This window comes from Methylobacterium sp. P5_C11, from assembly GCF_054049775.1.
Genome location: NZ_JBFULS010000001.1, coordinates 56,333 through 78,134 on the forward strand (window position 1 = coordinate 56,333; position 21,802 = coordinate 78,134).

Below are 21,802 nucleotides of genomic sequence, written 5' to 3' on the forward strand. Positions count from 1 at the left end.
CCGGCGGCCAAGCTCGGCCTCAGGAGGCGCCCGTGACCATCACCATCTCGAACCTCCAGCCGCTGATCGCGATCCTCGCCGGAATCCTGATCCTGGTGATGCCGCGGCTCCTCAACTACATCGTCGCGATATACCTGATCGTCGTCGGCGTGATCGGGTTGGGAATCCTGCACTGAGGCCCGGCTGACGGGCCTCGCCCGTCCACGATGCGGTCCTGAGGCGCGCCTCGCCACCGTCTCATCGCCCGCCAACCATTGATACGCGTGCGATCGGACGGGCTTGAAGGGCCGGTCCTGACAGACCGTCGAACCCGTCAGCGTCACACGCACAGGGCCATCGCCCGTTCATCTTGCGTTGCGTTGCGGGATGGTCCAACCCCGCCCATCAGCCCGGCTGGCGCCGGGCACCAGAGACGGACGGGATCGACATGGCGACCGGAAGCGCGAAGTGGGTCTACGCCTTCGGCGACGGCAAGGCGGAGGGCAAGTCGCAGATGCGCGACCTGCTCGGCGGCAAGGGCGCCAACCTCGCCGAGATGTCCAATCTCGGCCTGCCGGTCCCCCCCGGCTTCACCATCACCACCGAGGTCTGTACCTACTTCTACGAGCACGGGAAATCCTACCCGCCGGAGTTGAAGGATCAGGTCACGGCCGCGCTCGCCCAAATCGGCACGCTGACCGGCCGCAAGTTCGGCGACTCGACCAACCCGCTCCTCGTCTCGGTCCGCTCGGGTGCGCGGGCCTCCATGCCCGGCATGATGGACACTGTCCTGAACCTCGGGCTCAACGACGAGACCGTGCTGGCCTTGGCCAAGGAGGCCGACGACGAGCGCTTCGCCTACGATTCCTACCGCCGCTTCATCACCATGTACTCGAACGTGGTGCTCGGCGTTGAGCACCACGCCTTCGAGGAGGCGCTGGAACACTACAAGGAGGGTAAGGGTTTCGACCTCGACACCGAACTCGGCGCCGCCGACTGGAAGACCCTGATCCAGACCTACAAGAAGATCGTGCGCGACGAGCACGGCTCGGACTTCCCGCAGGGTGCGGACGACCAGCTCTGGGGCGCCATCGGCGCCGTGTTCAATTCCTGGATGATTCCCCGCGCGAAGAAGTACCGCGAGCTGAACAACATTCCGGAGAGCTGGGGCACGGCCGTCAACGTGCAGGCCATGGTGTTCGGCAACATGGGCGACACCTCGGCCACCGGCGTCGCCTTCACCCGCAACCCGTCCACCGGCGAGAAGGCACTCTACGGCGAGTTCCTGATCAACGCGCAAGGCGAGGATGTGGTCGCCGGCATCCGCACACCGCAGAATATCACGGAGAAGGCGCGGAAAGAGGCTGAGAGCGACAAGCCTTCCATGGAGAAGGCCATGCCCGAGAGCTACGCGGAGCTGACCCGGATCTACGGGATCCTGGAGAGCCATTACCGCGACATGCAGGACATGGAGTTCACCATCGAGAAGGGTAAGCTCTGGATGCTCCAGACCCGCAACGGCAAGCGCACGGCCAAGGCGGCCCTGCGCATCGCCGTTGATCTTGCGGGCGAGGGGCTGATCTCCCGCGAGGAGGCGATCGGCCGGGTCGAGCCTGGCGCCCTCGACCAGCTCCTGCACCCGACCATTGACCCGAAGGCGGACCGGAAGGTCATCGCCTCGGGCCTGCCGGCCTCGCCGGGCGCGGCGACCGGTGAGATCGTGTTCAATTCCGAGGACGCAGAGGCGCATCGCAAGGCCGAGCGCAAATGCATCCTGGTCCGCATCGAGACCTCGCCCGAGGACATCCACGGCATGCACGCCGCCGAGGGTATCCTGACCACCCGCGGTGGCATGACCAGCCACGCCGCCGTGGTCGCCCGCGGCATGGGCAAGCCCTGCGTGTCGGGCGTCGGATCGATCCGGATCGACTACAAGGCGCAAACCCTGACGGTCGGCGGCGCGACGCTCAAGGCCGGCGACCGGATCACCATCGACGGCTCGACGGGTCAAATCATTCAGGGTGAGGTGAAGATGCTGGAGCCCGAGCTGTCGGGCGACTTCGCGACCCTGATGGAATGGGCCGACGCGATCCGCGGCATGAAGGTGCGCGCCAACGCCGACACGCCGACGGATGCCCGCACGGCGCGCAACTTCGGTGCGGAGGGTATCGGTCTCTGCCGGACCGAGCACATGTTCTTCGAGGGAGACCGAATCATCGCGGTCCGCGAAATGATCCTGGCGGACGACGCCGAGGGCCGGCGGACGGCGCTGGCGAAGATCCTTCCCTACCAGCGTCAGGACTTCCTCGAGCTGTTCACGATCATGTCCGGGCTGCCGGTGACGATCCGTCTCCTCGATCCGCCGCTCCATGAGTTCCTGCCGCACACCGATGCCGAGGTCGCCGAGGTCGTGAAGGCGACCGGTGTCTCCGAGGAGAAGATCCGGCACCGGACGCGCGAGCTGTCAGAGCACAACCCGATGCTCGGCTTCCGCGGCTGCCGTCTCGCCATCGCGTTCCCCGAGATCGCCGAGATGCAGGCCCGGGCCATCTTCGAGGCGGCTGTCCAGGCCGCCGCCGATACCGGCAGCCCGGTCACGCCCGAGGTGATGGTGCCGCTGGTGTTCACGCGGGCCGAGTTCGACATCGTGAAGGCGCGCATCGACGCGATGGCGAAGGCCGTCGCCGAGGAGAAGGGCGCGACCCTCGACTATCAGGTGGGCACGATGATCGAGCTTCCCCGTGCGGCGCTCAAAGCCGGCGAGATCGCCGAGACAGCGGAGTTCTTCTCCTTCGGCACGAACGACCTAACGCAGACGGCGCTCGGGATCTCCCGCGACGACGCCGCGACCTTCCTGGGTCCCTATACCCAGAAGGGCATCCTGGCCGCCGACCCGTTCATCACCATCGATCAGGAGGGCGTGGGCGAACTGGTGCGCATCGGCGTGGAGCGTGGCCGCAAGACCCGCCCCGATATCAAGCTCGGCATCTGCGGCGAGCATGGCGGCGATCCGGCCTCGATCGGCTTCTGCCAGGAGGTCGGCCTCGATTACGTGTCCTGTTCGCCGTACCGGGTGCCGATCGCCCGCCTCGCGGCGGCGCAGGCTGCCCTCGGCAAGGTCTCCGGCAAGGAAGGGTGAGGCTGGACCGGGGGCGCCTCGGGCGCCCCCGGACGGTTCTTCACCATAAAGAGGATGCGCGGTGGAAATCCGCGTCCTCCGCGCGAACGCGGCTCGTCATCGCGCGTTTAAGATCCGAACGGTCAGCGCGTGCGGCACCCTGATTGGTCCACGCGCAAATTCATCGTCGCCCGCCGGGAACGGCCGTCATGATCACTCACGGCTCATCGCCGCTGTCCCTCGCCGAGATCGAGCCTGTCGCGGCTGTCCCGCGCGCCGCCGTCCGCGCCTATCTCGCCCTCGTCTCGGGGCTCGGCGCCGTGGTTACGGCCGTGATGCTGATGATGTCGGTGGCGGCCAATAGCGGCGGCGAGGCGGAACGCATCGCCGGAACGCAGGACGACAGCTACGCAGCGACCCTGATGGGTGCCCTGGCGATCAATCTCTCCAAGCCGCTGCGCTGATCCGAACGGCCGCTATCGGCGGCAATCCGCCGGCGATCGCACCGCTGCGCTCTACGACGCGGGCGGGATCGACGTGGATCAGCGCGACCCGGTGAGCGCGCGCGCCGACGAGCCTGTGAAGCGGGCGGTGAGGTCGTCGCCAGGGCTGCGCCGGCTGAACCGCGTCGTGACGCGATCGGGAGCGGCGGCCACGACGGCATCGGGGGCGGCGTCTCGAAGCCGCGTCACGGCGACATGGACGGGAACGGTGCGGCTCGCGGGAGCCGCCACGGGACCCGCCGCCACGGAATCGAACAAAGCCCGCAACTGCGCCTTGGCGTCCGCATCCGGAGCCACGAGGGCGCGGGCCTGGGCCGGGCCGGGCACCACCGGCTTGGTCAGGGCGCGGATGTCGACGGCGGAGGGCAGATTGGCCATGCCGCCATCGAGGGCCGCGAGCTGGACCGGGCGCGGCGGCGGCAGCGGCATGGTCAGGCTCGCCACCACGGCGGCCAGATCCGAGGGGCGCCGCGGCGGAAGCGGTGCCGTCACGGCGGGAATGGCGTCCTCGGCAGCCGCCGGCCGACCGGTGGTCAGGAGAGACTGCGCATCGAGCGGCTTGGTGCCGGCGGACTTGATCAGCGCCGCGCCGCGCAAGGCGTCGTCGGCGGCGGGCGCCGCGTAGGCGAGGGCGGCCCGGGTCCCCACCGGGTCCTGCGGGTCCGCACTCGCCACGGCGACGACGGGAACGCGCGCCGGCTTCTTCGCCTGGGCGACCTGTGGCTGCGCCGTCGCCGGTTCGGGCGCTGAGCGGCCGCCGCCGAAGAGGCTGGCCAGGAAACCGAACAGGCCGGGGCCATCCTCTTCCTCGCCGCCGGCCATCTGGGTCGTGATGCCCGCCACGGTGCCGCCGCGGGCGAGGATCTCGGCCTTGGCCTCTTCGTAGCGGGGGAAGGGCCGGTTGTCGCTTGGCAGGAGGACCGTCTTTCCGTCGGGGAACAGCCGGGCCAGCTGATCGTGGGTCATGCGCGGCCACATCCGTACGGAGCCGACATCGAGATGCACGAAGGGCGTGCCGGCATGGGGATACCAACCGACGCCGCCCCGTTGCATCTGCAGACCGACTTCGCGGATCCGGTCGATCGACACGTCCGGAATGAAGAAATCCATCGCCTTGCCGAGCATGTGCTGGCTGTACTCGGCGACCATCTTGGAGCGGCGGCGCAGCATCGCGTTGGTCCCCGGGGACCGATACGCCGACACGATATGGATGGGCTGGCTCGAGCCGACCTGACGGTAGGCTTCCCAGACCGTATCGAACAGCCGGGGATCCATCTTGATGGGCTCGTTCACCCGCCAGTCGCGCAGGAGCCAGTTCAGCTGATCGAGGGCCGCCCGATCGTAGCGGCCGTCGCGCCTGAAGGTGATCGTCGCGCTTTCCTGCGTGTGCGTGTGGTAGATCGTCAGGGAGCGGGTGTCGCCATTGGCGACCGCGTTCTCGGTTTCGGCCGTGCCGGCGACCAGACCGAGGACGAGGCCCGACAGGGCGAGGGCGAGGTGCCTGACGGCGCGCGGGAGACTGGGCACGACGGTCCTGATCCTCTCCCGACGACCTTGATCGGGCGGTCTGCGGCCCGGTCTTACGGGCGTTACGGCTAAAGCTCGACCGTGGCGAAATCGTGCCCGGCCGTGCGATTGCGCACCTGAAAGTTGCGGATCGCTGGCGCCGTCTACCACCAGCCGCGCGGCGCCGGCTGCTGCGGCGCGGGCGTCCAGAGACCGGGCTCACCGTATTCCGGCGCGCTGTCGGCCCGCGCGGCGCGGCGCACGGGACGCCGCGGCGTCTCCGCCTGCTCGTAACGGCCCGACGGCCATGGCTCGGCGCCGGCGACGGGCCGATGGGGCGCCCGGCGCTGGACCGTCCGCGCCGGTTGCACGGGCGCGCGCTCGGCCTTCCGCCGGCTCGGCTCGTCCGGCAGCCGGGCGATGGCCGGGCCGCCGCCGCCGGGCAGCCCGAGAGCTGCGCGCATCGGCGCATCGTAGCCGTAGAGGTCCGGAAGCGTGCGGTAGGTGCCGCCATCGTCCACGTAGGCGGTGAAGTAAGCGAGGTGGACCGGCAGCTTCTCCGGAAGACGGATCGTGCGCTCCCCCTTGCCGATCAGCTTCTTCAGCCGGTCCTCGGACCAATCCGGGAGCACCACGTCGGCGAGGCGGAACGGATCGTCGACGCGCACACAGCCGTGGCTGAAGTCCCGCTTCGATGCGGAGAACAGCGAGCGATTCGGCGTATCGTGCAGGTAGACGGCGTGCTGGTTCGGAAACATGAACTTGATGAAGCCCAGCGCATTCCGCTCACCCGGAGGCTGGCGCAGCGAGACGTGGCCGCCGCGGCGCACGACCTCGTAGCCGCCCCAGGTCTTGCCGCCGTAGCCGGCGAGCTTCGGCGCCATCGTCTTCAGGATCGAAGGCGGAACATACCAAGACGGGTTGACGACCGCGTATTCCATCAGCCCCGAGAACAGAGGCGTGCGCGATTCCGGCTTGCCCACAATGACCCGGGCCTCGTCCCGCAGGACACCGCCCCGGTAGGCGCGCAGGCGGTATTCCGGAACGTTGACCAGGATGTAATCCGATCCCAGTTCGCCCGGCAGCCAGCGCCAGCGCTCCATGTTGACGATCAGTTCGGACTCCCCGCCGGTCGGACGCGCCGCGCGTCCGGCATCGGCGAGGGCGAGCACGGTCTGGACATTCAGGACACCGTTGCCCGGCAGGCCGCGGCCGCGCTGGAACTTGGCGACCGCATCGGCGACGACGCTATCGTATTCCTCCGGCTCGCCCGGCCCCCGATCGAAGGTCCCGGACGGGCGGCTTTCGAGATCGAAATGCGCCCGCAGCAGCGCCACGCGCGCGTCGCGCATGCCGACGCGCAGGGCCGGACCAGCTGGCAGGCGCAGCGGCTTGACGGCCGTGGGCGCCGGGCCGCGCAGGGCCGCGAGCCGCGCCTTCAGAGCCCGATAGCCCGGCGTCGCGGGATTGTAGGCCTGGAGGACGTCGCCGGCCTTCGCCCCGGATTCACCGAGTTTGGCCAGCACCTCGTTCCCGGCGGGCAGGTCGAGATGCGGCGTGATCAACCGGGAGATCGACGCCAGATTGATCCGGCCGCCGCGCGCATCCCGAGCATAGAGCACGGCCGCCGCGGACAGACGGAGATCGGCATCGGCCACCGCCTTCTCGTCCGGCTTGTCGGCGAGGGTCGGGGTCGGGTAGGCGCGGCCGTCGAGACCGTCATCGGCCGCAGCTGCCAGCCGCGCCGAAACGGCCTTCGCGGTTTCGCTCCAGGTACCGCCAGCGATCCAGAGCGGCTTGTAGGCTCGGGCCTCGTAGAACGCCCGGATCGCATCGCGTTCCTTGCCGGTCAGGCGCAGCAGAAGCGGCGCGGAATCCGAGACGCGCGCGAAGATCGCGGCGCCGAGGGGATCTGTCGGAGCGACCGGGGCAGCTGCCGCAGGGGCCGTCGCGGGCTCCGCGGGTGACGTCTCCGGCTTGTAATCGGGAAGCGCCGTCGAGACCGAGTCCGGAGGGCCTGCCGGCGCGGCCGGCATCAGCGGCTGCGACGCGGGTGCATCAGCCGGCGGCTGGTCCAGGGAGACCGTCTCGGCGCGGGGAGCACCGGCCGAGGCCAGCGTGCCGGTGAGGAGTGCGGCCAGCGCGATAAGGCTGGAGCGCGGGACGCGCATCGTGATCTCCCGGGGGGCGGCGGCAGGACCGCACGCTCAGATTGTGATTATCCGCGCAAGCGTGGCGATCAGCAACCGCAGTCGTCGCGAATAGAATGCCGGTCATGCAGATGAATGTGTCATTTTCAATGCTGCATACGGATTGTTCTAGCTAATCTTCCGTCGGCAGCGAACAGAAATGCCGAATGATCGTCGACATCGCAGCGGCTTAAGTCGGCCGGTGCGTTAGCGCACGCGCCTGTCGATCAGGCGGCATCCTCAGTCTTTTCGTCGCCTTCCAGGCCCAGATCCTTGAGCTTGCGATAGAGCGTCGACCGTCCGATGCCGAGGCGGCGCGAGACCTCCGACATCCGTTGGCGATAGAACTGGAGCGCGTAGCGAATGATCTCCGCCTCCAGCACGTCCATCGGCTTCATCTCGCCCGTCTCCTCCGTGACGAGAGACATGGCGTGCGGATCGCGCACCTCGACGCGCACGATCTCGCGGACCGGCTCGGGCGCATAGGCCGGCATCTGAGGCTGAACCGGGGCCGGCGGAATCCGGACGTCGAATCCCTCGACCTGCGCGGCGATCTGCGGAAACTCAGCAACCGTCAGCTCGTCGCCGTCCGCGAGCACGACGGCCCGGAACAGGGCATTTTCCAGCTGGCGGACGTTGCCCGGCCATGGATAGCGCGTGAGCAGCGCCATCGCCTCCGGGGTGATGGCCCGCACCCGCTTGCCCTCCTCGGCAGAGAACCGCGCGCAGAACGAGCGCACCAGATCGGGAATGTCCTCGCGCCGCGCCCGCAGGGGTGGCAGAGTCATGGGGAACACGTTCAGGCGATAATAGAGATCCTCGCGAAACTTGCCTTGCTTGACGAGGTCGAGGAGCGACCGGTTGGTCGCCGAGACGAGGCGGATATCCACCCGGACGGAGCGCTTGCCGCCGACGGGATCGACCTCGCCTTCCTGAAGGGCGCGGAGCAGCTTGACCTGTGCGTCCAGCGGCAGCTCGCCGATCTCGTCGAGGAACAGCGTGCCGCCGGAGGCCTCGACGAACTTGCCGGCATGCTTCTCGGTGGCGCCCGTGAACGCCCCCTTCTCGTGGCCGAACAGGGTCGATTCCACGAGGTTCTCGGGGATCGCCCCGCAATTGACCGTCACGAACGGCTTTCCGCGCCGATCGCCGGAACCCTGGATCGCCCGGGCCAGCACCTCCTTGCCAACGCCGGACTCGCCCTCGATCAGGACCGGGATGTTCGACTTCGCGGCCCGCTCGGCCAGACGGATCACCCGCTCCATGTCGGGGCTCTTGGAGGTGAGATCCTTGAAGGTCAGCACTCCGGAAGCGCGGCGGCGCATACGGCGCACCTCTTCCTCCAGCGTATCGACCCGCAGGGCGTTCTTGATCGACACCTGCAGCCGCTCCGCACCGGCGGGCTTGACCACGAAGTCGACAGCGCCGGCGCGCATGGCGCTGACCACCGTGTCGATGGAACCGTTGGAGGTCTGGACGATGACCGGGGTGGCGAGGCCGCCTTTGCGCATCTCGGCCAGGACCCCAAGTCCGTCGAGGCCCGGCATGACGAGGTCGAGGAGCACGACGTCCGCGCCCTCGGTTTTCAGCAGGGTCAGCGCGTCCGCCCCTGTTTCGGCGACCCGCGGCTCGTAGCCGAAACGGCGCACCGCCGCCTCGGCGAGGCGCCGCTGGACCGGATCGTCATCCACGATGAGCACGGTGGCGGACATGACGGCTCCCTGAACGCCGCGCGAAGGCCGGACGCGCCACATGGGGTCATCCCCGCCCGCGGGCTCCGATTCGGCGACTGTTTCGTTTCGAGCCGGAGCGTGACCCACAGACGTAAAGTGCCGCTTAACGACGTTTGCGTCGGCTCGTCGTCCGTTGCCCGGCAAACGGGCGACGCGGCCGCGTTGAACGCGTGGCGGCACGCTCGATATCAGGCTAGGGGGCAGAGCCGCTGAAAGGATTGCACGACATGATGCCGAGCCACACCGCCTCGCCGGTGAACGTCCGTCTGCCGGAGGGCGTCAGCGCCGCGCGCGCCGCCGCGAAGGCCGCCGACCTCGGCCATCTTCCGGAATGGGATCTCTCGGACCTCTATTCCGGCCTCGATGACCCGAAATTCTCCGGCGACATGACACGCGCCGAGGAGGAGTGCCGCCGGTTCTCTGAGGCCTATGCCGGCCGCATCGCCGACCTCGCCGCGGGACCGGACGCCTCCGCGCGGCTGGCCGAGGCGGTGCGCACCTACGAGGGGATCGAGGATCTGCTGGGCAAGCTGATGTCCTTCGCGGGTCTCGTCTATTCCGGCGACACCACGGACGAGGCGCGGGCCAAGTTCTATGGCGACACCCGCGAGCGCCTGACCAGCGCCTCCGCGGATCTCCTGTTCTTCGCCCTAGAGCTGAATCGGGTCGACGATGCGACGATGAACGGCGTGATGGCGGACGGGCCGCTCGCCGGCTTCGCGCCCTGGATCGAGGACCTGCGCCGGGAGAAGCCGCATCAGCTCGACGATCGCACCGAGAAGCTGTTCCTCGAGAAGTCGGTGACGTCGAATGCCGCCTGGGACCGGCTGTTCAACGAGACGATCGCCTCCCTGCGATTTATAGTCCAGGGCGAGGAGATGCCCCTGGAGCCGACCCTCAACAAGCTCCAGGATCCGGACGGAGCCATCCGCAGGGAGGCCGCCGGGGCGATCAGCGGGGTGCTTCGTAGTCAGCTGCGCGTGTTCACGCTGATCACCAACACCCTGGCCAAGGACAAGGAGATCTCCGACCGCTGGCGCGGCTTCAAGGATGTGGCCGAAGCCCGTCACCTGTCGAACCGAGTCGAGCCGGAGGTGGTGGAGGCCCTGGTCGACGCCGTGAGGGCGGCCTATCCGCGCCTGTCTCACCGCTACTACGCGTTGAAAGCCAAGTGGTTCGGGCAGGCTTCGCTGCCTTACTGGGATCGCAATGCGCCGCTGCCGAAGGTCGAGCAGCGGACGATTCCCTGGACCGAGGCCCGCGACACGGTGCTGTCGGCCTACGACGCGTTCTCGCCGAAGATGGCGGGAATCGCGCGGCGCTTCTTTGATGAGCGCTGGATCGATGCGCCCACCCGCCCCGGCAAGGCCCCGGGCGCCTTCGCGCACCCGACCGTGCCGTCGGTACACCCCTACGTGCTGGTCAATTATCAGGGCAAGCCGCGGGACGTGATGACGCTCGCCCATGAGCTCGGCCACGGCGTCCACCAGGTTCTGGCTGGCCCGAACGGCGCGCTGATGGCGCCGACCCCCCTGACGCTCGCTGAGACGGCAAGCGTGTTCGGCGAGATGCTGACCTTCCGCAAGTTGCTCGCCGCCACCACCGACACGACCCAGCGCCGGGCCATGCTCGCCGCCAAGGTCGAGGACATGATCAACACGGTGGTACGCCAGATCGCCTTCTACTCGTTCGAGCGGAAGGTCCACCTCGCCCGCGCAAAGGGCGAGCTGACCACCGATCAGATCAATGCCCTGTGGCTGTCGGTGCAGGCGGAATCCCTCGGCCCGGCCATCACGCTCGATTCCGGTTACGAGCCGTTCTGGGCCTACATCCCGCACTTCATCCACTCGCCGTTCTACGTCTACGCGTATGCGTTCGGCGACTGCCTCGTGAACTCGCTCTACGGTGTCTATGCCCGGGCCGAGGGGGGCTTCGTGGAGCGGTATTTCGCGCTGCTCTCGGCCGGCGGCTCGAAGCCGTATGGCGAGCTGCTCGCCCCCTTCGGCCTCGACGCCAAGGACCCGGGCTTCTGGCAGATCGGGCTCGGGATGATCGAGGGGATGATCGCCGAGCTGGAGGGCATGGAAGGACAGGCCTGACCGGACGCGTGCGCTTCGCGGCCCTGCGCCCCGCGGCGCAGGGACCCACGCCCCTGGTTCGGACCGGAGCGCGGCTTATCTGCGTTTCGACAGCAGACAAGCAGATCGAGAGATGGCCGAGACCGATCGCGAAGCCAACCGCTTCTCCGCCCGTGCCGGGCGCTACGCCAGCGTGGGCGCCAATGTCGGCGGCGTCGCCGCCCGGATGGCCATGTCCCGCTTGTTCGGGAAGGAAGGCACCACCAACGCGGCCGCCCTCGCACAAGCGCTGGGCGGCCTGAAGGGTCCGATCATGAAGGTGGCCCAGTTGCTGGCCACCGTGCCGGACCTGCTGCCGCCCGAATACGCGGCCGAACTGCAGAAGCTCCAGGCGGACGCACCGCCGATGGGCGCGGCCTTCGTCCGGCGGCGGATGCAATCCGAGCTGGGCGCGGGCTGGCAGGCGCGGTTCGGAAGCTTCGACCTCAAGCCCGCCGCCGCCGCCTCCCTGGGGCAGGTTCATCGCGCCACCTCGAAGGGCGGTGATCGGCTTGCCTGCAAGCTCCAGTATCCGGACATGCAATCGGCGGTGGAAGCCGATCTGAAGCAGCTGGAGGTCGCCTTCGCGCTCCACAGGCGCATGAACAGCTGGCTCGACACCCGCGAGATCGCCAAGGAGATCGGCGCCCGTGTGCGCGAGGAGCTCGACTACGAGCGCGAGGCCAAGCACGCGGCCCTTTACGGCGCCGTGCTGAAGGACATCGCGGCGGTGCGGGTGCCGCGCGTTCACCCCGATCTGTCAACCAAGCGCCTGCTCACGCTGGGCTGGCTGGACGGTGACCGGATCCTCGGGTTCGCCGAGGAGCCGGTCGAGATCCGCAACCGCATCGCCCAAGCGATGTTCAAGGCGTGGTGGCATCCGTTCAGCCGCGCCGCGGTGATTCACGGCGATCCCCATCTCGGAAACTACACCGTCTTCTCGGAGGCGGGCGAAGCTGCCGGGATCAATCTCCTCGACTATGGCTGCGTGCGGATCTTCCATCCGCGTTTCGTCGGCGGCGTCGTCGACCTCTATCGCGGCCTTCTCGAGAACGACAATGCCCGCATCGTCCATGCCTACGAAGTCTGGGGGTTCAAGAATCTCGACAATGAGAAGATCGAGATCCTGAACATCTGGGCGCGTTTCATTTACGGGCCACTGCTCGAGGATCGCACCCGAACCGTGGCGGACGGTGTCAAGCCGGGCGAATACGGCCGCCGGCAGGCCTTCCAGGTGCATCAGGCGCTCAAAGAGCGCGGACCCGTGACCGTTCCGCAGGAATTCGTGTTCATGGATCGGGCGGCCGTGGGTCTCGGCGCCGTGTTTCTCCACCTGAAGTCCGAACTGAACTACCACCGGTTGTTCGAGGCTGAGATCGAGCACTTTTCCCTGGACAAACTCGCCGAGCGGCAGGGTCGCGCGCTCGCCGAGGCCGGACTGCCGCAGCCGGCGTGACCCGGCCCGGGCATCCACCGGGAGAGCGATCAACTTGCGTGCGTCCGATTGCGGCAGGTAAGAGCTTGAGCTACATCCCGACGGGACCGCAAGAAGTCGCGTCTTAGGGAAACGAGCGCACGATGGCCGAGAGTGACACGGTGGCCGGGCACACCTACAGCCCGGCGATGGATGCGAGGACTCACGAGCAGACCTACCGCGGCTTCGTCCGGTTCGTCGAAATCGCCACCGGCGTCGTGATCTGCTGGGTGTTGGCCCTGGCTATCGGCGGCATCCGCGAAGCGTGGCTGCTGGCGATCGTGGGCGTGATCGCCTCCGGAGCGGCCGGTGCCGTCGGCGCTCTGGCGCCTGCCGTTGGCTGGCGGGGGCCGCTGGTCGTCGGCATTCTCCTGGTCCTCTATCTCTTCTTCGCGTGAGCCGACGGGACGGACGCAGCTGACCGCCCAGAGGTGACGGCTCCGCTCGCAGGCACGCGAGCGGATAGGATATTCGTGGCCGTCAATTAAATTGGGCGCAAGTTACATTCCCACCGGTTCCTTCGCTGTATCGTAGATCCGCCCCTCGAAAAGCGTCGCCGTTTCGCGCATTCGGAGGGCCGAGCTTATCCAGGGGAAACCTCGCATGCGCATTGCTGTGCTGTCCGAGACGGACTCCGCGGAACCGCGCGTGGCCGCGGTTCCCGAGACCGTCAAGAAGTTCAAGTCGCTCGGCGCCGACGTCATCGTGCAATCCGGGGCGGGCCAGAAGGCCGGTTTCCTGGACGCTGAGTACGAAGCCGCCGGTGCCAGCGTTGCCGGAAGCGCGGCCGACGCGGCGCGCGATGCCGATCTAGTCCTCAAGGTGCGCCGGCCGAGCGCCGAGGAACTTCCGCATTTCAAGCGCGGCACCTCCGTGATCGCGATCATGGATCCCTACGGCAACGAGAGCGCGCTGAAGGCGATGGCCGATGCGGGGATCGACGGCTTCGCGATGGAGCTGATGCCGCGCATCACTCGCGCGCAAGTGATGGACGTCCTCTCGTCCCAGGCGAATCTCGCGGGCTATCGCGCCGTTGTCGACGGCGCCGCCGAATACGGCCGGGCCATGCCGATGATGATGACCGCTGCCGGCACGGTGCCGGCAGCGCGGGTGTTCGTCATGGGCGTCGGCGTCGCCGGCCTCCAGGCTATCGCCACGGCCCGTCGCCTCGGCGCCGTCGTCACTGCGACCGACGTCCGCCCCGCCACCAAGGAGCAGGTGGAGTCCCTCGGCGCGAAGTTCGTCGCGGTCGAAGACGACGAGTTCAAGCAGGCCGAGACCGCGGGCGGCTACGCCAAGGAGATGTCGGCGGGCTATCAGGCCAAGCAGGCGGAGCTGGTCAAGGGCCACATCGCCAAGCAGGATATCGTGATCACCACGGCGCTGATCCCGGGGCGCCCGGCGCCGAAGCTCGTCTCAGAGGAGATGGTGGCCTCGATGAAGCCGGGCTCGGTGCTGGTGGATCTGGCTGTCGAGCGCGGCGGCAACGTCGCCGGCGCGAAGGCCGGCGAGGTCGTGGTCAACGACCGTGGCGTGAAGATCGTCGGTCACGTCAACGTGCCGGGGCGCCTCGCCGCGACGGCATCGAGCCTCTACGCCCGCAACCTCTACGCCTTCGTCGAGACCTTGATCGACAAGGAGACGAAGGCGCTGGCCGTCAAGTGGGACGACGAACTGGTGAAGGCCACCAACCTCACCCGTGATGGATCGGTCGTGCACGCATCCTTCCAGCCCAAGAGCGAGGGTCCGGCCTCGGAAGCCGCGTCCGTCGGCCTTGCCAAGCCGGAGGCCGGCAAGGCCGCTCCGGCCGGCACGCAGTGAAGTCCGGTCGAGAGGAGTAGCAGAATGGCAACCGTCATCGTCCCTCCCGATCAGGCGGCCGATCAGGCCCGCGTGCTCGCCGATGCCGCCCGCGCGGCGGCCGCGGTGGCGCGCAACGCCGCCGATCAGGCCCAGGTCATCGCCGACGGCATGGGTCACGGATTGAGCGCAGCAACCGGCGGCGCCGTGGATCCGACGGTCTTCCGTCTGGCGATCTTCGTTCTGGCGATCTTCGTCGGCTATTACGTCGTCTGGTCGGTGACCCCGGCGCTCCATACGCCGCTGATGTCGGTCACCAACGCGATCTCGTCGGTGATCATCGTCGGCGCGATCCTCGCGGTCGGCGTCCCGCTGATCGAGAAGGGCACCGGCCTCGCCCGGTTTTTCGGCTTCATCGGCATCGTGCTTGCCAGCGTGAATATCTTCGGGGGCTTCCTCGTCACGCAGCGCATGCTCAGCATGTACAAGAAGAAGGGCTGAGCTCGTGTCAGAGAACGTCTCCTCCCTTCTCTATATCGTCTCCGGCGTCCTGTTCATCATGGCGCTGCGGGGGCTCTCGCACCCCACCACCTCCCGTCAGGGCAACCTGTACGGCATGGTCGGCATGGGGCTCGCGATCCTGACCACCCTGGTCGGGCATCCGCCGGCCGGGTTCGGCGCCTGGATCCTGGTGCTGCTCGGCCTCGGTATCGGCGGCGGCGCCGGCGCGGTGATCGCCAAGCGCGTGTCGATGACCGCGATGCCGCAGCTCGTGGCGGCCTTCCACTCGCTGGTCGGCCTCGCGGCGGTGTTCGTGGCAGCGGGCGCCCTCTACGCGCCGCAGGCCTTCGGCATCATCGAGAACGGCCACTATCACAAGCAGTCGCTGTTCGAGATGGGCCTGGGCGTCGCCATCGGCGCCATTACCTTCACGGGTTCGGTGATTGCCTTTGCGAAGCTCGACGGTCGGATGTCCGGCAAGCCGATCATGCTGCCGCAGCGCCACCTGATCAACGCGCTGCTGGCCGCCGGCCTTGTCCTGCTGCTCGCGCTGTTCATCGGCACCGAGTCGAAGGCCGTGTTCTGGCTGATCGTCATCGCCTCGCTGGTGCTCGGCGGCCTGATCATCATCCCGATCGGTGGCGCCGACATGCCGGTGGTCGTGTCGATGCTCAACTCCTATTCGGGCTGGGCGGCGGCCGGCATCGGCTTCACCCTGGGCAATCTCGCGCTCATCATCACCGGCTCGCTGGTGGGCTCGTCGGGCGCGATCCTGTCCTACATCATGTGCCACGCGATGAACCGGTCGTTCATCTCGGTGATCCTCGGCGGCTTCGGCGGCGACACGGCCGCGGCCGGCTCCGGGCAGGTCGAGACGCGTCCGGTGAAGCAGGGTTCGGCCGACGACGCGGCTTACATCATGAAGAATGCCGAGCGGGTGATCATCGTCCCCGGCTACGGCATGGCGGTCGCCCAGGCCCAGCACTCACTGCGCGAGATGGCGGACATGCTGAAGAAGGAAGGCGTCGACGTGAAGTACGCCATCCATCCGGTAGCGGGCCGCATGCCTGGGCACATGAACGTGCTCCTCGCGGAGGCGAACGTGCCCTACGACGAGGTGTTCGAGTTGGAGGACATCAACGGCGAGTTCCCGCAGGCGGATGTCGCCTTCGTGATCGGCGCCAACGACGTCACCAACCCGGCCGCCAAGACCGACAAGGCCTCGCCGATCTACGGCATGCCGATCCTCGACGTGGAGAAGGCCAAGACCGTGTTGTTCATCAAGCGCGGCATGGGCTCCGGCTACGCGGGTGTCGAGAACGAGGTATTCTTCCGCGATAACACCATGATGTTGTTCGGCGATGCCAAGAAGGTCGTCGACAGCATTCTCAAATCGCTCTGAACCGCAGGCTCGAGTCGCGCGTACGAGGGCGGGCAGCGATGCCCGCCCTTTCTCGTTGTGGCGCCCGCGCGCGCTCCCCGGCACTGTTACGGACGCGCGCAAGATTCCGCCGCTGACCCGGTGTAAGATGTCCTCCGTGTCGTCCGCCCCGCTCCCGATCGATCCGCCGCCCTTCCTCGGCGTCGCCGCCTCCGTGACCGGCCGACGCTGGCAGGAGCGCTGCGGCGGCGCGAGCGTCCAGAACCACATCGCCAAGATGGTCCAGGCCCACGGTCTGCCGGAACTGCTCGCCCGCGTGCTCGCGGGGCGCGGGATCGTTCCGGAGGCCGCGCCCCGCCACTTGGCGCCGCGGCTGCGGGATCTGATGCCGGATCCGAACACGCTCCTCGACATGGAGGCGGCTGTCCGCCGGCTGGTCCGAGCGGTGCGCCGGGGCGAGACCGTGGCGGTGTTCGGCGACTACGACGTCGACGGAGCCGCGAGCGCGGCGCTTCTCGCCGGGTACCTCCGCGGGCTGGGCCTGAGGGCGCCGATCCACATCCCCGACCGCATCACTGAAGGTTACGGGCCGAACAGCGCGGCCATCACCGCGCTGGCGGCGGAAGGCGCGACGCTGCTGGTCTGCGTCGATTGCGGCACGAGCGGCCACGGCCCCCTCGAAGACGCCGAGAAGTCCGGGCTCGACGTGATCGTCCTCGATCACCATGCCGCTTCCGAGGTGCTGCCGCCGGCCCGCGCCGTGGTCAATCCCAATCGCCTCGACGACCTCTCGGGGCTGGGCCACCTCTGTGCCGCCGGGATCGTGTTCCTGACCCTGGTGGCGTTGAGCCGGACCCTTCGCCTCGAAGGCTTCTTCGGACCCGAACGTCCCGAACCTCAGCTCACCGACGCCCTTGACCTCGTGGCGCTCGCGACCATCGCCGACGTCGTGCCGCTGACCGGCCTCAACCGGGCCTTCGTGACACAGGGCCTGACGGTCATGCGCCATCGTGGACGTATGGGTCTGTCGGCCCTGCTGGATGCCGCATCGCTGGGTGAACCTCCGGAGGCGTGGCACCTTGGCTTCGTGCTCGGACCGCGGATCAATGCCGGTGGTCGCATCGGCGATTCGGCCCTCGGCGCCCGGTTGCTCACCACGTCGGATCCGGTCGAGGCGGCCCGGATCGCCGCCGATCTCGATCGGCTCAATCGGGAACGTCAGGCGATCGAGGCGCAGGCGGTCGTGGAAGCCGAGGCCGAGATGGACCGTATCCTGACCATCGATCCGGGTCGCCCGGTGCTGGTGACCGCCAATGAAGAGTGGCATCCGGGCGTCGTCGGGCTGATCGCCTCACGCCTCAAGGAGCGCTTCCACCGGCCGGCCTTCGCCTTCGCCATCCGGCCTGACGGCAGCGCCACCGGCTCGGGGCGCTCGATCCCGGGGGCCGATCTGGGGCTCGCGGTGCGGGCCTGCGTCGAGGCCGGGCTCGCCACCAAGGGCGGCGGCCACGCCATGGCGGCGGGCGTGACCCTGCGGGCCGACGACATCCCGCGCTTCGAGGACCGATTGGCGACACTGCTTGCGGCGAGCGTCGCCGTGTCCCGGGCGGCCGATGCCTTGCTGATCGATGGAAGCCTCAGTGCAGGCGGTGCCACGGCGGAGACGGTGCGCCTACTGCAGCGGGCAGGCCCGTATGGGCAGGGGGCGCCCGAGCCGCTCTTTGCCCTGGGCCGCCATCGGCTGGTCGATGCCGGCATCGTCGGATCGGGGCATGTCAGGGCGCGCCTGCGCAGCCGCGATGGGCAGGCCGTGGGCGCGATCTGCTTCCGGGCCGCCGAGCGCCCGCTCGGGCTGGCTTTGCTGAACGGGATCGGGCGAGAGATGCACGTGGCGGGAACACTGTCCTGCGACCGCTGGCGCGGCGCGGAGCGGGCACAGCTGCGGATCGTCGATCTGGCGCCCGCGGACCCCTGATGGATTCGGGATCGTCAGGTTCCCGCCATCACGAGTGCCCAGAACCGCTTGTAGCGGGTTGTCGGGGCGTCGACGCGGGCGATGCCGATCCTGCGGATCTGCGGAAGCAGCATGTTCTTATTGTGCTCGGGGCTCGCCTTCCAGCGGTCGAGTACCTGTTCAAGAGTTTCGGAGCCGGCGCTGAGGTTCTCGGCCGCCCAGGACTTCGCCAGCCCGACCGAGGCCATGCGCGACGTGAAGCTACCGCCGATCTCGTGGCTGAGCTGGCCGTGACGCGCGTTGTTGCCGGCCTGGAATGCCGCGGCCTTGACCAGGGTGGGGTCGACCACGACGGGACTCAGGCCGTGCTGGACCCGGTAGGCCGAGATCGCCGCCGCGGCCGCGACTTCGTCGAGCACGGCAGTATGGGTGGCGGTCTCGACGGTGGCGTCGGGCGTGACCGAAAGGCCGCCGCATCCGGTCAGGGCCATCAGGAGGATGGCGGCGAGGGCGAGGCTGAGTTTCGGCACGGTCGGTCCGCACGGGAGTCGGTGGAGAAGCGGCCGCCTCCCTCCGGCTCGGTTGCGGCGAAAGCGCGGCGGACGGGCTCCATCGACACAACGGCGGCTCCGGCGTGGCGTCCGCGCCACGCCGGCCGTGGTTAGGCGGCCATGGCTTCGCCGCCGAGCATCGAGGGGGCGAAGGCGCGTAGGAGATCCAGGTCCAGATGGCCCGTGCTGTCGACCATGATCGCCAGGGCTTCCGCTGGGCTCGCGGGTTGGCGATACGTGCGCCGCTCGGTGAGGGCCGAGAAGACGTCGCAGATGGTCACGATCCGCACTAGGTCCGAGATCGCCGGCCCGGCCAGCCTGTCGGGATAGCCTTTGCCATCGAGGCGCTCGTGGTGGTGACGCACAACGTCGACCACCGCCTCCTCGAAGTCACCCTGGGCACGAAGGAGGTCGGCACCGATGTCGGGGTGGCGCTGCATCAGCCGCAGCTCCTCGGGATTGAGCGGCCCCGGCTTGTTCAGGATCTCGACGGGGATGCGCGACTTGCCGATGTCGTGCAGCAGCGAGGAGCGCACCAGCCGCGTCAGGTCGGTCCGACCCAGCCCGATCTGCGCGCCGAAGGTCGCGGCGTGACCGGCGACACCGAGGGTGTGTTGATAGACGCCGATCTCGTGGCGCCAGACTTCTGCGAGCCACGCCCCGATGCCGACCTCCGACACGGCTGCGAGAACCAGCTCGGTGCCGCGATCCAAATCGGCGCGCTGCAGCTTGGCGCCGAGGGCGACGCTGTCGAACAGGTCGGCCACGATCGCGGTGGCACCGGTCACACGCTCCAGGAGCCGCCGCTGGCGCATCTCGGCGGAGCGGGTCGCCTCCTCGATCATGGCGAAAACGGTCGCCAGGACGACCTGCCTCGGTGCCGCTGCCGGCAGCTGACGCAAGTGGGGTGCGACCGGCGCAGGCTCTCCGCGCACGAGAACGAGGCGGGGAACCGGGGAACCCTGATGGTCGAGCGACGCCTGGAGCCTTGCGGTGTGGGTCGGCGGCAGGTCCAGGATCAGGACATGCGGGCGCTCGGCCGGGAGCGGCGCACCGGGCGCCAGCGCCCGGCAATTCATGACCAGGCCTATGGCTCGTTCCAGCGCCGACCGTTCGGACGGCCGGTCCGAGACGAGAAGGACGAAGGGACCGTCCGAGAATCGCGACGCGATGCCGAGGGCCAACGCGGTTGCTCCCTCGCCGCATGGTCAACGATCCGTGGACCATACGGGTAAAATTTGAGGAAAGCGTTAACCCTACGCAGTCTCCGGCATCCGCACGACGGCCACCCTCAGGCGAGCTTGGCGGACCCGACGTCGCGGGTCTGGGCGACCGAGGCGCGACCGGCTTTGGGAGCCGCACTGAGGAAGTCGGCGAACTTCACGGTCAGGAGGGCCTGGCAGGCTGCGAAGGCGACGAAGATGAAGAGGAAGCTGGCGATCATCGGGCACTCCGGCGCGGTGTCGGCCACCGCTCTATGTTGCGATGCGATAGATGTCATATCGCTCTGCAAACTGGTATGCCAGATAACGAATACCGTCCATGCGAAGCATGCATGGAATGCGGGCAAGGGGCTTGAAGGTCCGTCAATCGCCGGTTTGCATGCGTGCGAAGGCAGGCCAGTGCCATGGCGTCTGCCTAGATCGGAAATTCAATTGGTGCGGTGCCGCAACCCTTGTGGGCGATTGAATTTGAGGCAGCCGGCCCGTCATGCTCGCAGGCCGGCGGTGTCATCCTCGGCCTTTTAGAGGTCGGAATAAGACGATCCGTCCCCGGGAAATGAGGTCCCGACACACCACGATCTGGCGACCCGTACACGCCCCTTCATGGCGGGTCCGGCGACGTCGATCAGTCGAGGTAGTCGCCGTAGGTATCGACGTGGTGCGCCAAGCCGAGGCCGTGCTCGCGCACGAGGCGCTCGGCCAGGTCTGCGTCCCGCGCCTCAAGGGCGGAGATGATGGCCACGTGCTCACGGATCGACCGCTCCGCCCGGTCGCCCTGGCGGAGTGCGGTGCTGCGAATGCCGCGCACATGCATCAGGAGATTACTGGTCAGTTCGGCGATCGCGTCGCAGTGACCCAGCGCGATGATCCGCTGATGGAAACGGATGTTCGCATCCGAGTACTCGTCAATGTGCTCGGCGGGCTGCCCCTCGAAGAATTCGGGGAAGGCGTCGCGGAGCGACCTCAACTGTGGGTCGGTGGCGCGGGTGCAGGCAAGGCGGGCGGCCATGCTCTCCAGAGCCGTCCAGGCGTGGATCATACTGACGATCTCACGCTTGTTCTTCTTGATCACGAAGACGCCGCGCCGTGCCTCGGACCGGACGAAACCTTCCTGCTCCAGAACCGTCAGCGCCTCGCGCACCGGTGTGCGGCTGACTCCGAGATCCTGTGACAGCTTCCGCTCGTCGAGGCGCACCTCGTCCGGACGCCCATAGATGTCCATGTTGGTGATGGCCGTCTTGAGCGCCTCATAGGCCAAGGTCCGGAGACTGGAGCTGGCGACGATGGGCTTCACGCTCAGCGGTACGGAATTCGACATCCCTCGTCCAGTCAGCTCATATGCATGATGTATCGCACGCATTTTCTGTCGTGCGCTCCCAAGGGGACTAACGCAAACCTTGGCAAGATCCTAGTCGATTGCGGACCGGTCCCACAGACCTGTGACGATTGCCGGCCCTCGCTCTCCGGAAGTTGTGCAGCGGCAACCGTCGACCGCCGCCTCCGGTCCCACGTTCGTGTCGGCGGCTTTAATCCCACGCGGGAAACGTGTATTTTTCTGCAGGTTCGATTGACAGTGTCGCGCAGGATCAGCACCATCCTGCTGGCATACCGTCGACCATCAGTCTTGCGCTGCTGATGGCGACGCGAATGCCGTAACACATGAGACTTTATTTGCCTGCGGGCCAAGAATTTTTCGAAGACGCGCGATCAACTTACCCTGCCAAGCTCCCCCGCCGCAGGGCATAAGTCCGGTTCGCGCCAAGATGCCAACGA

The 21,802-nt window shown here is 67.9% G+C and carries 17 protein-coding genes; 10 read left to right on the top strand and 7 right to left on the bottom strand.

The window, feature by feature from the left end; genetic code table 11:
• The first annotated feature begins 32 nt into the window (after positions 1 to 32).
• The 3 genes from ACXJKQ_RS00255 (at position 33) to ACXJKQ_RS00265 (ending at position 3,561) form a co-directional block, all read left to right on the top strand.
• Complete coding sequence (locus tag ACXJKQ_RS00255) at positions 33 to 176, top strand: DUF3096 domain-containing protein (protein ID WP_012319762.1); 144 nt, start codon at positions 33 to 35, stop codon at positions 174 to 176.
• 251 nt (positions 177 to 427) lie between these two features.
• Positions 428 to 3,118 carry a pyruvate, phosphate dikinase gene (gene ppdK / locus ACXJKQ_RS00260; protein WP_457103757.1) on the top strand — a complete coding sequence of 897 codons (2,691 nt, stop codon included), beginning with the start codon at positions 428 to 430 and terminating at the stop codon, positions 3,116 to 3,118.
• A 188-nt stretch (positions 3,119 to 3,306) separates the two neighbouring features.
• Complete coding sequence (locus tag ACXJKQ_RS00265; protein ID WP_457103758.1) at positions 3,307 to 3,561, top strand: hypothetical protein; 255 nt, start codon at positions 3,307 to 3,309, stop codon at positions 3,559 to 3,561.
• A gap of 78 nt (positions 3,562 to 3,639) precedes the next feature.
• Here the strand turns inward: ACXJKQ_RS00265 and ACXJKQ_RS00270 are convergent, their stop codons facing one another.
• The 3 genes from ACXJKQ_RS00270 to ACXJKQ_RS00280 form a co-directional block, all read right to left on the bottom strand.
• Positions 3,640 to 5,127 (bottom strand): DUF882 domain-containing protein, encoded by a 1,488-nt coding sequence (locus ACXJKQ_RS00270; RefSeq protein ID WP_457103759.1) that lies wholly within the window; start codon positions 5,125 to 5,127, stop codon positions 3,640 to 3,642.
• 143 nt (positions 5,128 to 5,270) lie between these two features.
• A complete protein-coding gene (locus ACXJKQ_RS00275) occupies positions 5,271 to 7,277 on the bottom strand; it encodes a L,D-transpeptidase family protein (RefSeq protein ID WP_457103760.1) in 2,007 nt (668 codons plus the stop codon).
• Between the two features lie 245 nt (positions 7,278 to 7,522).
• Positions 7,523 to 9,007, bottom strand: coding sequence for a sigma-54-dependent transcriptional regulator (locus tag ACXJKQ_RS00280; protein WP_457103761.1), 1,485 nt, complete (start codon positions 9,005 to 9,007; stop codon positions 7,523 to 7,525).
• A 248-nt stretch (positions 9,008 to 9,255) separates the two neighbouring features.
• On the opposite strand from ACXJKQ_RS00280, the gene ACXJKQ_RS00285 reads away from it, so the two are divergent.
• The 7 genes from ACXJKQ_RS00285 to recJ all read left to right on the top strand — a co-directional run bounded on the left by ACXJKQ_RS00285 (position 9,256) and on the right by recJ (position 18,276).
• Complete coding sequence (locus tag ACXJKQ_RS00285) at positions 9,256 to 11,127, top strand: M3 family oligoendopeptidase (protein WP_457103762.1); 1,872 nt, start codon at positions 9,256 to 9,258, stop codon at positions 11,125 to 11,127.
• A 112-nt stretch (positions 11,128 to 11,239) separates the two neighbouring features.
• Positions 11,240 to 12,601 carry an ABC1 kinase family protein gene (locus tag ACXJKQ_RS00290; protein WP_457103763.1) on the top strand — a complete coding sequence of 454 codons (1,362 nt, stop codon included), beginning with the start codon at positions 11,240 to 11,242 and terminating at the stop codon, positions 12,599 to 12,601.
• Between the two features lie 122 nt (positions 12,602 to 12,723).
• On the top strand, positions 12,724 to 13,017 hold the full coding sequence (locus ACXJKQ_RS00295) for an aa3-type cytochrome c oxidase subunit IV (protein ID WP_457103764.1): 294 nt from the start codon (positions 12,724 to 12,726) through the stop codon (positions 13,015 to 13,017).
• A 205-nt stretch (positions 13,018 to 13,222) separates the two neighbouring features.
• Positions 13,223 to 14,440 carry a Re/Si-specific NAD(P)(+) transhydrogenase subunit alpha gene (locus ACXJKQ_RS00300; RefSeq protein ID WP_457103765.1) on the top strand — a complete coding sequence of 406 codons (1,218 nt, stop codon included), beginning with the start codon at positions 13,223 to 13,225 and terminating at the stop codon, positions 14,438 to 14,440.
• 24 nt (positions 14,441 to 14,464) lie between these two features.
• Positions 14,465 to 14,920 (top strand): proton-translocating transhydrogenase family protein, encoded by a 456-nt coding sequence (locus ACXJKQ_RS00305; protein WP_457103766.1) that lies wholly within the window; start codon positions 14,465 to 14,467, stop codon positions 14,918 to 14,920.
• 4 nt (positions 14,921 to 14,924) lie between these two features.
• Complete coding sequence (locus ACXJKQ_RS00310; protein ID WP_457103767.1) at positions 14,925 to 16,322, top strand: NAD(P)(+) transhydrogenase (Re/Si-specific) subunit beta; 1,398 nt, start codon at positions 14,925 to 14,927, stop codon at positions 16,320 to 16,322.
• 127 nt (positions 16,323 to 16,449) lie between these two features.
• Complete coding sequence (recJ, locus tag ACXJKQ_RS00315; protein ID WP_457103768.1) at positions 16,450 to 18,276, top strand: single-stranded-DNA-specific exonuclease RecJ; 1,827 nt, start codon at positions 16,450 to 16,452, stop codon at positions 18,274 to 18,276.
• 14 nt (positions 18,277 to 18,290) lie between these two features.
• Here recJ and ACXJKQ_RS00320 read toward each other — a convergent pair whose 3' ends face one another.
• The 4 genes from ACXJKQ_RS00320 to ACXJKQ_RS00335 form a co-directional block, all read right to left on the bottom strand.
• Complete coding sequence (locus tag ACXJKQ_RS00320) at positions 18,291 to 18,785, bottom strand: CAP domain-containing protein (protein ID WP_457103769.1); 495 nt, start codon at positions 18,783 to 18,785, stop codon at positions 18,291 to 18,293.
• A 131-nt stretch (positions 18,786 to 18,916) separates the two neighbouring features.
• Entirely contained in the window at positions 18,917 to 19,990 is a 1,074-nt protein-coding gene (locus tag ACXJKQ_RS00325; protein ID WP_457103770.1) for an HD-GYP domain-containing protein, read from the bottom strand.
• 107 nt (positions 19,991 to 20,097) lie between these two features.
• Positions 20,098 to 20,250 (bottom strand): hypothetical protein, encoded by a 153-nt coding sequence (locus ACXJKQ_RS00330; RefSeq protein WP_457103771.1) that lies wholly within the window; start codon positions 20,248 to 20,250, stop codon positions 20,098 to 20,100.
• Between the two features lie 404 nt (positions 20,251 to 20,654).
• Positions 20,655 to 21,347: a GntR family transcriptional regulator gene (locus ACXJKQ_RS00335; RefSeq protein WP_457103772.1), complete on the bottom strand. Its 693-nt coding sequence runs from the start codon at positions 21,345 to 21,347 to the stop codon at positions 20,655 to 20,657.
• Positions 21,348 to 21,802 lie beyond the last annotated feature (455 nt).